The following is a 12,568-nucleotide window of genomic DNA, read 5'->3' on the forward strand; positions in this document are numbered from 1 at the left end:
GCTGACGCGGCCGGCAACTGGGCGGAGCGGCGCAAGGTCTACTTCATCAAGGAGGGCCTGCCCTACGTGGTCGGCGCCGCGGACACGGCGAAGGCCGGGCCCGGGGACGTCGTGACGTACACGCTCACCGCGCACGACCTCAAGGCCTGGGGCTCGTTCAACACCCAGCTCCGGTTCGACTCGAAGCTGATCAAGCTCCTGTCGGTCGAGCCCACCGACGAGCTCGCCGCCCACGACCCGACGCCCGTGGAGGTCACCACGAAGGACGCCGGCTCCGGGACGTGGAAGTTCGCCACGGCGTCGTTCGACGTCGGCGACACCGCCGGCCTCACAGCCGACGAGCTGCCGCTGCTCACCGTCTCCTACGAGGTGCTCGACGCCGACGGGTGGTCGCTGGAGAACAGCCTGGTCACCAGCTCGACTTCATACACCTCCACGGACGGCACCAAGGCCCAGCTCCAGCAGTTCTACGGCGCGGTGGAGCGGCTCAACCCGCTGTCGCACCTCAGCGGCCGGGTCGCGCCCGAGGCGATGCTCACCGACGCCTACGCGTTCGACCCCGCCTTCGACTACACCACGGCCGGCAGCACGGTGACGCTCACGGCGCCGGACGGCACGGTGCGCACCGCCGAGGTCGACGCGACGTCCCGCTTCGGGTTCGGTGGGCTGCCGCTCACCGACGAGGCGTACCGCCTGGAGGTCCGCGTGCCCGGGCACTTCACCTGGTACGAGGACGTCGCGGGAGGGGCCGCGTCGGAGGGCGGGCAGGTGGTCAGCACCGTGCCCGCGCTCTCCACCGGTGACGTGAACGCCGACGACGTCGTCGACGTGCGGGACGCGATCGCGATCCTCGAGGCGAAGGGGACCACCGCCCCGGCGGCGGACCTCGACCGCTCCGGCTCGGTGGACCGGGCGGACCTCGCCTGGGTGCGGACCAACTATCGTGCGCAGAACCCGACGTCCGACCGCATCACGACGCCGGTCACGTCGTACCGCGGCACCACGCTGGAGGACGTCGAGGACCGCATGTGACGCGCCGACCACCGGCCCGTCCCCGGGGGACGGGCCGGTGGTCCCGGCACGGCCGAGGTCACACCCAATCGTTGCGGAGGGCGTACCAGCCCAGCTGCATCCGGGTGCCGACCTCGGCCGTGTCCATGAGCGCGCGCAGCCGGCGCTGCACGGTGCGGGGCGAGCTGCCGAGCTGGCTCGCCATCGCCGCGTCGGTGAGGCCGGACATCATGAGCTGCAGCAGCTGACGGTCGTCGCGGCTCAGCCCGTCGCCCTCGCGCAGGTACGGCCGCGACCGGCGCCACGTGGAGTCGAAGAGCTCCGTCGCGATCCGCACCAGCGGCCCGCGGAGCACCAGGGAGACCATGGGGTCCACCTGGACCATCGCCAGCTCGCCGTCGGCGATCGCGAGCTTGAGCAGCGGGTGGTCGACGACGCGCACCCGGTGGCCGGCGGACACCCGCTCGTCCAGGGCCCGCACGGCCGCGGACTCCTTCAGGAACGCCGCGTCGACGACCACCCGGTAGCGGTGGCCACCGGTGCGGTCCTCCTCCGTGATCGCCGCCTCGACGGACGTGACGGTGTTGAACCCGGACTGGAACACGTCGATCGCATTGCGCGCGTGCTCCTCCAGCTCGGCGACCCGGCGGCCCTGCGCCTCCCGCCCCGAGACGACCTCGACCAGCTCGGCGCCGCGGGCCGGCACGGCGGCCTGGAAGAGCGCCGTGAGCTCTGCCATCTCCTGCTCCGCCCGGGCGAGCCCGGCCCGCAGGCCCGCGAGCGAGCCGCCGAGCGCCGCCGCCGGGGGCACGGCACGCCATCGCTCGGGCGCACCGGGGCGCGGCTGGGGCCAGTCGTCGGGGCCGCGGTCCGGCGCGACGAGCCCGCGGTCGACCATCGCCGCCAGACATTCCGCGACCTCAGGGGGCGCCATGGCCGTCGCGGCGACGACCTCCTCGGTCGTCGCGCGCGGCACGGTCAGCAGGTAGCGGTAGACGGCATCCTGAAGGCCGTTGAGCGGGAGCTGGCGTGCGGCGGTCATGGGCACAGTGTCCCCCCGCCGCGTGTCCCGGGTGTTGCCGGACGGCCCGCGCTCCCGTACCGGGACTCGCGGCCGACACGCGGGTCAGCGCGCGACCGGTTCACGCAAGCGTGGAGCCGGTGAGGCGCTCGTACGCCTCGAGGTACCGTCCGCGGGTGCGCTGCACGACGGCGTCGGGCAGGACGGGCGGCGGCACGTCGGACGCACGGTCCCAGCCGGAGTCGGGTGAGGTCAGCCAGTCGCGCACGAGCTGCTTGTCGAAGCTCGGCTGCGCACGGCCCGGCTCCCACTCGTCCGCGGGCCAGAACCGCGAGGAGTCGGGGGTGAGCACCTCGTCGCCGAGCACCGTCGCGCCGGTCGCCGGGTCGACGCCGAACTCCAGCTTCGTGTCCGCGAGGATGACGCCCCGCTCCCGGGCAATCTGCTCGGCCCGCGCGTAGACGGCGAGCGTGAGGTCGCGCAGGCGGGCGGCGTCGTCGTCCCCGATACGGCGCGCGACCTCGGCGAACGTGACGTTCTCGTCGTGCTCGCCCACTTCGGCCTTGGTGGCCGGGGTGAAGATGGGCTCCGGAAGGCGAGAGCCGTCCACCAGCCCGGCCGGCAGCGGGATGCCGGTGACCTCGCCCGACGCCCGGTACTCGGCGAGCCCGGACCCGGTGAGGTAGCCGCGGGCCACGCACTCCACCGGGAACATCTCCAGCCGGCGGCAGATCATCGCGCGCCCGGCGACGACGTCGGGGACCAGCCCGTCGCCCGGTTCCGCGCTCGCCTCGGTAGACACGACGTGGTTGTCCACGACGTCGGCAAGCTGCGAGAACCACCACAGGCTGAGCTGGGTGAGCACGACGCCCTTGTCCGGGATGCCGGGGGCGAGCACGTGGTCGTGCGCCGAGAGGCGGTCCGACGCCACGACGAGCACGACGTCGCCCAGCGGGTGCACCCCACCGAGGGCCGGCAGGTCCGGCTCGTACAGGTCGCGGACCTTGCCGGAGTAGACGTGCCGCCAGCCCGGCAGGTCGAGCGGTCCCCCCGCGAAGGCGTCGGGCTGGTCGGCGTCATACGTCTGGGTCACGCGCTCAGTCTTCCATCCGGTCGGGCCCGGTCCACGTCAGCCGTCGAACGACAGGCGCATCGCGAACTCGTCGCCGCTGCTGGACACACCGAACGCACGCAGCGGCTCCAGGTTGGACAGGACTGTCTCGTCACCCTCGGCGATCAGCTCGATCACCGGGCCGAGCTTGTCGAAGTCCAGGTAGCTCAGCGACGACACCGAGTCGAACGGGACCACGGACCCGAACGCCTCGGACGCCGCCAGGCCGGACCCGACCTCCAGCGCGCTGTCCGACGTCGCGAGCGCCACGCCGCCGTCGACGTCCTGCACCGTGAGCCGGACCCCGCCGATCGTCTCGGCCGCGGCGGCCAGCCGCTCGTCGATGTCACGCAGCTCCGCCTGGTCGCCGTGGGACCGCAGCGCCACGTCGAGGTTCTCGACGCTCTCCGGGCCGGTGAACGTGTCCAGGTCGGCGAGGCCGCGCTCGCCGACGGTGAGGAGCGGGTCGGACAGCAGGAGCGTGGTGAGCTCCTCGATCGAGACCCCCAGCATCGCCTCGACCTGGGCGCTCGCCTGGGCGCCGCCCGCACCGACGAAGGCGTCCAGGAAGGTGTCGGCGTACTGCTCCGCGAACTCGTCCGACATCGCCGTGCCGTAGGCGATCGCGGTGGAGTCGGGCAGCTGCGCCGGGTCCAGCGAGGACTCGCCGAGCATCTCCTCGGCACCCTCGAAGGCTCCGCGCACCTCGATGGCCGACGACTCGGCGCGGATCACGACCGTCGCCGTCCCCAGGTCGCCCGTGAGCTCCGGCAGCTCGATCGGCGGCTGTCCGGACTGCTCGAGCCCCTCGGCCATCAGGTCGGCGAGCTCGGGGTGGGCCATCAGCGCCCCGTAGTCCGCCCAGCCGGACGCGACACCCTGGTCACCGACCTTCTCGGTCGCCGCGGTGAACGCGCTCGTCTCGCCGAGCGACTCCTCGGCCGCGGCCGCCACCGCGGTGTCGACCGCCTCTTGCCCGGACCCGACGATCGCGTAGCCGTCGAGGAACGCGATCCCGTCCGCTTCCGCGCCCGAGCACTCGGCGAGCTCGGTGATGCCGGCCCGCGCCTTGTCCTCGTCGTCGACCTGGATCGCCACGACAGGCTCGAAGGGCTCGTCGAGGAGCGCGACACCCACGCGCTGCCCGAGCCACGGCTCGACGTCGGCGGCGAAGTCGACGTCACAGTCCTCGAGCGCCTTCTCGACGAACAGGGCGCGCAGGTCCGCGTCCTCGTCGCCGACGCTGTCGGCGAGGGCGGGGAACTTCTGCAGCAACCGCAGGACCTCCACCTTCTGCCCCGCCGAAGGGTCGAGGTCCACCCGGGCGTAGGCGAGGGCGTTCGCCGGCAGGACGTCGTGCGGCTGCGCGCCGCCACCCGACAGCATCGCGTAGGCCACCGCCCCGGCACCGCCCACCAGCACGAGGCCGCCCGCCAGCCCGATCGTCAGGAGCTTGCGTGCTCGGCGGCGAGGGGCCGGGGCCGGCTCCCCCGGCGTCAGGTCGACGGAGACCGTGGGGCCGGTCGGGTCGCCCTCCGCGATGCGTGGCGTGGGGTCGGGCGTGGCGGGCGAGGTCTCTGACATGTGAACGAGCTCCCTTCGAGGTCCGCTCGGACAGTAGCGGAGTCGGAGGATCGTTCAGCCCGGTTTTCCCCAGGTCACGGCCCTGCGCGCCGTTCGTTGCGGGATCGAGACCTTCGGGCCGGCGCCGGCGGCGGCGCGGGCACTGCCGTCGACCCCGCGGGCACGGGCGGCGCCGGCGCAGTCGGTCGTCGCGCCGGTCAGGCCGGCGGGACGGCGACCTCGCCGCGCTCTGCCTTGAGCGCGATGTCGCTGCGGTGGTGCGCACCGTCGAGCCCGATCGTCGCGACCCCGGCGTACGCCGCGGCGCGCGCGGAGGCAAGGTCGGCCCCGCGCCCGACGACCGACAGCACGCGCCCGCCGGCAGACACCAGCGCGCCGCCGTCGGCGACCGCGGTGCCCGCGTGCAGCACGTGCACACCGTCGAGCGCCTCGGCGTCCGCGATCCCCGTGATCGGGTCGCCCTTGCGCGGCGACTCGGGGTAGCCCTGCGACGCGACGACGACGTTCACCACCGCCTCGTCCGACCAGCGCAGCGGCTCGACCTGCGCCAGCGCGCCCGTGGCGGCCGCCTGCATCACTCCGGACAGGGGCGTGCGCAGCCGCGCCAGCACAGCCTGGATCTCCGGGTCGCCGAACCGGGCGTTGAACTCCACCACCCGCGTGCCGCGCGACGTGAGCGCCAGCCCCACGTACAGCACGCCGGAGAACGGGGTGCCGCGGCGGGCCATCTCGTCCACCGTGGGCTGCGCGATCCGCTCCACCACCTCGGCCACCAGGCCCGACGGCGTCCAGTCCAGCGGCGTGTACGCGCCCATGCCGCCGGTGTTGGGGCCGGCGTCGTCGTCGCCGACGCGCTTGAAGTCCTGCGCCGGCACCATCGGCACCACGGCGGCGCCGTCGCTGAGGCAGAACAGCGAAACCTCGGGGCCGTCGAGGTACTCCTCGACCACGACGCGGCCCTCGTCGCCGCGGGCCTCGAGCGCCTCGCGGGCGTGGGCGAGCGCGGCGTCCCGGTCGGACGTCACGACGACGCCCTTGCCCGCGGCGAGCCCGTCGTCCTTGACGACGTACGGCGCCCCGAAGGCGTCGAGTGCGGCCGCCACCTCGTCGACGGTCGTGCACACGTGCGCCATCGCCGTCGGCACGCCCGCGGTGGCCATCACGTCCTTGGCGAACGCCTTGGACCCTTCGAGCCGGGCCGCCTCGGCCGACGGGCCGAAGCACGGCACTCCCGCCTCGCGGACGGCGTCGGCGACGCCCGCCACGAGCGGCGCCTCGGGGCCCACGACGACGAGGTCGACGGCGAGCGACCGGGCCAGCGCCGCCACCGCGCGGCCGTCGTTGGCGTCGACGGGGTGCAGCGCGGCCTGCGTCGCCATGCCCGGGTTCCCGGGCGCGGCATGCAGCTCGTGCGCCTCGCCGCCGGCGGCGGCCTCGGACGCGAGGGCGTGGACGATGGCGTGCTCGCGGGCACCGGTCCCGACGACGAGGATCTTCACGGGCAGCCATGCTAACCGGGCGGGTCCTGCGTCCCGGTCCTGCGGGCTGCCGACCCCGATTCCCCCAGCAATCCGACGTCGAACCCGGACCCTGTGGACGAAGCCCGGGAGCCGGTGACCGCCGGGACCTGGTGCGCCTCCGGGCCGCGGCGCTGGGCGTGCTCGCCCACCCGGGCGCCGTCGCGACCGGTCTGTGCGCCCTCGTCCTGCACGGGGTGCAGGGCGCGCCGGCGCGTGTCCGGCCCGAGGTCGCGTTCCCCGACGGGTCGTCACGGGAGGCCTGGACCCCGGTGCGCATCCGCCGGATCCCCTTGCGGCGTTGGGTCCTCGTCGACGGGCTCCGATGCGCGACCGTGGTGGACGCTCTGGCACAGTCGATCCCCGAGCTCGACCGCAGGCACGCGGTTGCCGTCATGGACTCCGCCCTGCACCGGAAGCTCCTCACCACCGCGGAGCTCGACCGGGCCCACGATTACGCGCGGTGGCACGCGGGCGTCGCGCGGACCCACGGCTGGTGGGCTGAGGCCGACGCCCGGGCCGAGTCGCCGGCCGAGACCTGGGCCCGCCTGTCCTGCGTCGACGCCGGTGTGCCGCCGGACATGCTGCAGCTGAAGGCCTTCGACCGCCGCGGCCGTTTCGTCGCACGCGTGGATCTGGCGTGGTTCCTTCCCGACGGCCGGGTGCTGCTGGTCGAGATCGACGGGATCGACCCGCATTCGACGCCCGAGGCCCTGTTCGAGGACCGCCGTCGGCAGAACCGGATCGTCACGGACCGTACGGTGGTACGCCGCTACACCGGTGCCGACGCGTGGGCCGGCACCGTCGCCCACGAGATGGCGGAGATCCTTCGGAGCACCGGCTGGCGTCCCGGCGGCCCCGCCCCCGAGACGTTCACGGTCTGACGTCCCGGTCCTGTGGGTTATCGGTCCGATATCCCGCAGGACCGGGACGGCAGACGCGTCGCGACCCCGACTCAGCGCCCGTGGATGAGGTCGTGCACCGGGATGATCTCGTCGCGGCGCGGCCCGACGCCGACCGCGGAGATGCGGCAGCCGGACAGCTCCTCGAGGCGCGCGAGGTACGACTGCGCGTTCTTCGGCAGGTCCTCGACGGTCCGCGCGCCGGAGATGTCCTCCCACCAGCCGGGGAGCTCCTCGTAGATCGGCTTCGCGTGGTGGAACGCGGTCTGGTCGTCGGGCATCTCGTCGTAGCGGGTGCCGTCGACGTCGTACGCCACGCAGACCGGCACCTTCTCCATGCCGGTGAGCACGTCGAGCTTGGTGACCACGAGGTCGGTGAGGCCGTTGATCCTCGACGAGTACCGGGCGATGACGGAGTCGTACCAGCCGCAGCGGCGCGCACGGCCGGTCGTGACGCCGTACTCGCCGCCGGTCTTGAGCAGGTACTCGCCGTTCGCGTCGAAGAGCTCCGTGGGGAACGGGCCCTCGCCGACGCGCGTCGTGTAGGCCTTGATGACGCCGATGACGGAGTCGACGCGGGTGGGCCCGATGCCGGAGCCGGTCACGGCCCCGCCCGCCGTCGCGCTCGACGACGTCACGAACGGGTAGGTGCCGTGGTCGACGTCGAGCATGGTCGCCTGGCCGGCCTCGAACAGGACCGTCTTGTGGTCGTCGAGCGCCTGGTTGAGCACGAGCGGCGTGTTCGCCACCATCGGCCGGAGCCGCTCGGCGTGCGCGAGCAGCTCGTCGACCGTCTCGTCGACGTCGACGGCCCGCCGGTTGTAGACCTTCACCAGCAGGTGGTTCTTCTGGTCGAGGGAGCCCTCGACCTTCTCGGCCAGGATCTTCGGGTCGAAGAGGTCCGCGATGCGCAGGCCGACGCGGTTGATCTTGTCGGCGTACGCCGGGCCGATGCCGCGCCCGGTGGTGCCGATGCGCCGCTTGCCGAGGAACCGCTCCGTCACCTTGTCGAGCGTGCGGTGGTAGCCCGCGATGACGTGCGCCTGCGAGGAGACCAGCAGCCGGGACGTGTCGACGCCGCGGGAGTTCAGGGCGTCCAGCTCCTCGAACAGCACGTCGATGTCGACGACGACGCCGTTGCCGATCACCGGCACCACCCCCGGCGAGAGGATGCCCGACGGCAGCAGGTGCAGGGCGTACTTCTCGTCGCCGATGACGACAGTGTGCCCCGCGTTGTTGCCGCCGTTGAACTTCACGACGTAGTCGACGCGAGACCCGAGGAGGTCGGTCGCCTTCCCCTTGCCCTCATCGCCCCACTGGGCACCGACGAGCACCACGGCTGGCATGGGATTCCCACTCTCCTTCGTCGACGAGGCCCGGCATTGCCGCCGTGCGGTCGTCGCGGGCGGGTCGAGGTCCGGGCCGCGCCCGAGTTTACCCGCCCGTGACCATTCGGCCGCCCGACCCGCCCAGGCGACGGCGGGGGGCGCGCGCCGGGCGGGAAGGTCAGACCGGGCGGTGCGGCACCGGCGTCGACGTCGCCCCCGTGGCGGGCGCGGCGGACTCGCACCGGTGGTCACGGTCGATGCGGAACAGGTCGAGCGCCCCGCAGACCTCGAGCACGAACAGGTCGCGCTCGTCGGCGCCCCGCAGCACGGTCGCGCCACCCCGCCGCCTGCCGGAGTCCGCCAGCGAGATGAGGAACGCCGCGCCCGTGGAGTCCATGAAGGTCACACGGCACATGTCGATGACGAGAAGCTGGCGCCGCAGACCCACCACCCGGGCCGCGATCTCCGGAAACTGCTCGCGCTCCGCGAGGTCGAGGTCACCGGCGATCACGAGCGTCGTCGTCGTCGATGACGTCGCGATCTCGATCATGTGCCGAGCGTACCCGCGCGGGGCCCGCGGCGACGGTCGAGATCCGCGCCGTCCCGAGCGCGCGCTCCGGGCCCCGGCTGCGGCGACAATGGGGCCCATGAGCCCTCAGCCCGACGGCGACCTGCTCGCCGGTCCGCCGCCCACCCGTCTGCCCGACGACCACCCGCAGGTGCGGGACGGCCTGGAGGCCGGCGACGACCCCGCTCGCCTCGCCGCGGACCACCCTTCGTCGTCGCTCGCGTGGGCGGTGCTCGCCGAACAGACCCTCGGGGGCGCGGCCGACGCCGACGACCCGGGCGCCGCCCGCGCCGTCACCGCGTACGCCTATGCCCGGACCGGCTACCACCGCGGCCTCGACGCGCTGCGTCGGGCCGGGTGGCGCGGCCAGGGTCTGATCCCGGCCGACCACGAGCCCAACCAGGGCTTCCTGCGCGCGCTGCTCGCCCTGTCCCGGGCCGCGCAGCTGATCGGCGAGGACGACGAGGCCGAGCGGTGCGCGCAGTTCCTGCGCGACTCCGGGACCTCCCCCGACGAGGTCGCCCGCCTCGCTGGCTGAGCTTGTCGAAACCTGGCCGTCGCTACCACCGACCCGCCCACCACTGTCCTTCGAGGATGTCCTGACGGACGCCATGACACCGGGAAACGTCCGCCAGGGCGTTCTCGAAGGGCAGGGACGTTCCGGCTACGACGCCGGCGCGGTCGGGCGCAGCTTGGCCCAGACGAGCTTGCCCGACCCGGCGGGCCGCCAGCCCCAGTCGGCGAGCCGCTCGACGATCTGCATGCCGAACCCGCCGAGCCGGTTGGGATGGCCGTCGGTGGTGACGGGCGGCGCGGGGTTGGAGTCCTCCACCTCGATACGCAGCCCGTCGCCGGTGTCGAACAGCCGCAGCGCGATGTTTCCCCAGCCGTGCAGGACGCCGTTGGCGACCAGCTCGGACACGACCAGCTCGGCGGACGCGGACTCCGGCAAGCCCCAGGCCTGGCAGGTGCGCAGCACCGCGTGCCGGGCGCGGCCGATCGACGCGGGCTCGCTGGGCAGCAGCCAGCGGCGCGACCGCGGGCTCAGCGGCTGCACCTGCGCGTCGGCGACCGGGTCGGGCACGCGCACGACGACGAGTGCCACGTCGTCCTCCGGCGCGTCGGCCAGGCGGGAGAGCAGCTCCTCCCCCACCCCTGCCGCGTCCCGGGCGGTGATCCGCGCCGACGTCTCCACCAGGGCGTCGAGCCCCACCTTGAGCGAGCGGTCCCGCCGCTCGATGAGCCCGTCCGTGTAGAACAGCAGGACGTCACCCCGGCGCAGCTCGGCACGCCCGGTCGCCCGCGGGCGGGTACCGAAGCCGATGAGCGAGCCCCCGGCGTCGGCGAGCTGGACGACCTCGCCGTCCCGCACGAGCAGCGGGGGCAGATGCCCGGCGCGGGTGTACTGCACGGTCCACGCGCCACCGTCGGGCTGGTGGTGCAGCGTCGCGTACACCATCGACGCCGAGCGCGGGATGCGCATGCCCGTGACGAGCTGGTCCACCCGGTCGACGACGATGCCCGGCGTGGCCAGCTCGAAGGCGTACGAGCGCACCACCGACCGCAGCTGCCCCATCGCCGCGGCCGCCTCGACGTCGTGCCCGACGACGTCCCCCACGACCAGCCCGACCGTGCCCTCCGCGATCTGCAGCACGTCGTACCAGTCGCCGCCCACCTGGGCGTGCTCGGCGTTGGGCGCGTAGTAGGTCCAGACGTCGAGGCCGGGCACCTCCGCCTGCTCGGGCAGCATCGCCCGCTGCAGCGCCTCCGCCAGGCGGTGCTCGCGCGCGTAGAGCCGCGCGTTGTCGATCGCCGTGCCGGCGCGACGTGCCACCACCTCGATCACGGTGAACACGTGCTGCGGCTCGCCCGGGCTCCTCGGCTCCTCGGTGGGCGCGCCGTCGAGACCCATGCCCGCGCCGTGCCAGCTCGCGAGCAGCCCCAGCACCCGCCGCCGGCCGGCGACGGCGTGCACGACCGCGGAGCGCGGCACCGCCCCCGTCTCCTCGACCACGCGGCGCACGAGGTCCCGGCGCAGCCAGCCGGACGCGGAGTGCGCCGGGTAGTGGCCGTTCAGCTCGAGCAGCACGGGCCCGTCGATCACCCCGTCGAGCAGGTCCTGCACCTGGTCCACGGCCATCCGCGCCGCGCCGGGCAGGCCGGGCCTGCCCGGTTCGCCCGGCTGGCGGCCGGGCTGCTGGCCGCCGCCGGCACCGGGATGCTCGACCGACGGCGGCCCGTCGTCGAGCCCGTCGAGCACCGGCGAGTCGGGGACGTACCGGGCGTGCCGGCGCCCGCGGCCGCTCGGGGGCGAGGCCACGTCGACGCCGTCCGCGAACACCAGCCCGTCGTCGTTGAGGTAGAAGCCCGCCCAGGGCACGAGCGCGCGCAGCAGGTCGGCGATGTCGCGCAGGGCGTACGGGTACTCGAGGTCGCCGAGGAGCTCGGTCGTCTGCGCGACGAGGTCCAGGTCGGCCCGTTCGCGGCGCTCGACCTCGAGCGAGGCCAGCTGCGCGGCGTGGCGCTCCATGTACGGCGACACGTCCATCGCCGCCCCGAGCCAGTACCGCACGCCGCCGTCCTCCTCGGGCACCGGCGACATCGTGACGTGCCACCAGGACACCGCTCCGTCCGGGCGGTGTCCCTTGATCATGCGCGCGGTGGGTCGTCCCTCCCGCAGCGCCGCCTGGCCGGGCTCGCGATCGGGGTCGTCGTCGACGAGGGAGAGCAGGGGGTGGTCGCCGCGCGCCCGCATCTCGTCGGCGCGGATGCCCGTGGTCCGCGTGAACTCGCCGTTCACCCAGAGGACCGGCATACCCTCCTCCCAGGTGCCGGTGACGAAGACCGGCAGGATGGCGTCGGAGAGCGCCGCGCCCAGGAGCCGGTCGGAGACAGGGGGCAAAGGACCGGGTATTTCGGTCATAATGCCTCCGCTGCCGCGATTTCCCGTCCTGGTTGGTGTTCTTGCTGGTCATTCAACCGTAGATTGGTGTCCGCCGAGACTCGAGCGAGCGCAGTACCGCGCGTGGAAGGAGCACCGTGCACGACGGATCGAACACGACCCCGCGTGATCTGCTGCCCACGGACGCGCCCGACGACCCTGCGCCCGAGCTCGGCGACCCGGCGAGCGTGCACGTCATCGTCGGCGCCTCGCGGGCCCGCGTCGTGCTCTCGGGGGAGATCGACGCCGACATCGGCGCCGACCTGAGCGAGGCCATCGCCGACGCCGAGGAATCCGGGATGCCGGTCGAGATCGACGCCCACCACGTGACGTTCATGGACTCCTCCGGCGTGGCGTTCCTCGCCCGGCTCGCGTCCCGCAGCCCGCACCGGGTCCAGGTGCTGCGCGCGCCGCCCACCGTGCGCTTCCTGCTCGAGGTCACCCGGATCGGCGAGCTGCTCGACATCGTCGACGAGGACCCGGGCTTCGACCTCGACGCCGCGGCCCCCACGCCGAGCCGCCCGTCGCCGCGGTAGCCGGGACCTCCCGACCGCAGAACGCGAGGACGCCCCCTCCGCTCGTCGA

Annotated in this window: 11 protein-coding genes; 4 read left to right on the top strand and 7 right to left on the bottom strand. The window is 73.8% G+C overall.

The window, feature by feature from the left end; genetic code table 11:
* The coding region (locus ABD254_RS07045; protein ID WP_344246984.1) for a hypothetical protein at nucleotides 1–1,032 on the top strand (1,032 nt) is incomplete at its 5' end.
* Between the two features lie 58 nt (nucleotides 1,033–1,090).
* Here ABD254_RS07045 and ABD254_RS07050 read toward each other — a convergent pair.
* From ABD254_RS07050 to purD, 4 genes are all read right to left on the bottom strand, one after another.
* The gene (locus ABD254_RS07050) at nucleotides 1,091–2,053 is read right to left on the bottom strand and encodes a hypothetical protein (protein WP_344246986.1); all 963 of its coding nucleotides are present in this window, start codon (nucleotides 2,051–2,053) and stop codon (nucleotides 1,091–1,093) included.
* Nucleotides 2,054–2,153: 100 nt separating this feature from the next.
* A complete protein-coding gene (locus ABD254_RS07055; protein WP_344246988.1) occupies nucleotides 2,154–3,125 on the bottom strand; it encodes a phosphoribosylaminoimidazolesuccinocarboxamide synthase in 972 nt (323 codons plus the stop codon).
* 36 nt (nucleotides 3,126–3,161) lie between these two features.
* Nucleotides 3,162–4,727 (bottom strand): DUF3352 domain-containing protein, encoded by a 1,566-nt coding sequence (locus tag ABD254_RS07060; protein WP_344246990.1) that lies wholly within the window; start codon nucleotides 4,725–4,727, stop codon nucleotides 3,162–3,164.
* A 197-nt stretch (nucleotides 4,728–4,924) separates the two neighbouring features.
* Nucleotides 4,925–6,226: a phosphoribosylamine--glycine ligase gene (purD, locus tag ABD254_RS07065; protein WP_344246992.1), complete on the bottom strand. Its 1,302-nt coding sequence runs from the start codon at nucleotides 6,224–6,226 to the stop codon at nucleotides 4,925–4,927.
* A gap of 131 nt (nucleotides 6,227–6,357) precedes the next feature.
* On the opposite strand from purD, the gene ABD254_RS07070 reads away from it, so the two are divergent.
* On the top strand, nucleotides 6,358–7,128 hold the full coding sequence (locus ABD254_RS07070; protein ID WP_344246994.1) for a hypothetical protein: 771 nt from the start codon (nucleotides 6,358–6,360) through the stop codon (nucleotides 7,126–7,128).
* Nucleotides 7,129–7,199: 71 nt separating this feature from the next.
* Here the strand turns inward: ABD254_RS07070 and ABD254_RS07075 are convergent, their stop codons facing one another.
* On the bottom strand, nucleotides 7,200–8,492 hold the full coding sequence (locus tag ABD254_RS07075) for an adenylosuccinate synthase (protein ID WP_344246996.1): 1,293 nt from the start codon (nucleotides 8,490–8,492) through the stop codon (nucleotides 7,200–7,202).
* A gap of 160 nt (nucleotides 8,493–8,652) precedes the next feature.
* Nucleotides 8,653–9,024 (bottom strand): STAS domain-containing protein, encoded by a 372-nt coding sequence (locus ABD254_RS07080; protein ID WP_344246998.1) that lies wholly within the window; start codon nucleotides 9,022–9,024, stop codon nucleotides 8,653–8,655.
* A gap of 88 nt (nucleotides 9,025–9,112) precedes the next feature.
* Between ABD254_RS07080 and ABD254_RS07085 the strand changes: the two genes are divergently transcribed.
* A complete protein-coding gene (locus tag ABD254_RS07085; protein ID WP_425553674.1) occupies nucleotides 9,113–9,580 on the top strand; it encodes a DUF3151 domain-containing protein in 468 nt (155 codons plus the stop codon).
* A gap of 126 nt (nucleotides 9,581–9,706) precedes the next feature.
* Here ABD254_RS07085 and ABD254_RS07090 read toward each other — a convergent pair whose 3' ends face one another.
* The gene (locus ABD254_RS07090) at nucleotides 9,707–11,965 is read right to left on the bottom strand and encodes an ATP-binding SpoIIE family protein phosphatase (RefSeq protein ID WP_344247002.1); all 2,259 of its coding nucleotides are present in this window, start codon (nucleotides 11,963–11,965) and stop codon (nucleotides 9,707–9,709) included.
* A 116-nt stretch (nucleotides 11,966–12,081) separates the two neighbouring features.
* On the opposite strand from ABD254_RS07090, the gene ABD254_RS07095 reads away from it, so the two are divergent.
* Entirely contained in the window at nucleotides 12,082–12,519 is a 438-nt protein-coding gene (locus ABD254_RS07095) for an STAS domain-containing protein (protein WP_344247004.1), read from the top strand.
* Nucleotides 12,520–12,568: the final 49 nt, after the last annotated feature.

The organism is Isoptericola hypogeus, assembly GCF_039531145.1.
Taxonomy (GTDB): Bacteria; Actinomycetota; Actinomycetes; order Actinomycetales; family Cellulomonadaceae; genus Isoptericola; species Isoptericola hypogeus.

What these genes read in the sequence shown, in the direction of transcription:
- ABD254_RS07050 (WP_344246986.1), bottom strand. Translation starts at nt 2,053, where the DNA reads ATGACCGCCGCACGCCAGCTCCCGCTCAACGGCCTTCAGGATGCCGTC.
- ABD254_RS07060 (WP_344246990.1), bottom strand. Translation starts at nt 4,727, where the DNA reads ATGTCAGAGACCTCGCCCGCCACGCCCGACCCCACGCCACGCATCGCG.
- ABD254_RS07075 (WP_344246996.1), bottom strand. Translation starts at nt 8,492, where the DNA reads ATGCCAGCCGTGGTGCTCGTCGGTGCCCAGTGGGGCGATGAGGGCAAG.
- ABD254_RS07080 (WP_344246998.1), bottom strand. Translation starts at nt 9,024, where the DNA reads ATGATCGAGATCGCGACGTCATCGACGACGACGACGCTCGTGATCGCC.
- ABD254_RS07085 (WP_425553674.1), top strand. Translation starts at nt 9,113, where the DNA reads ATGGGGCCCATGAGCCCTCAGCCCGACGGCGACCTGCTCGCCGGTCCG.
- ABD254_RS07090 (WP_344247002.1), bottom strand. Translation starts at nt 11,965, where the DNA reads ATGACCGAAATACCCGGTCCTTTGCCCCCTGTCTCCGACCGGCTCCTG.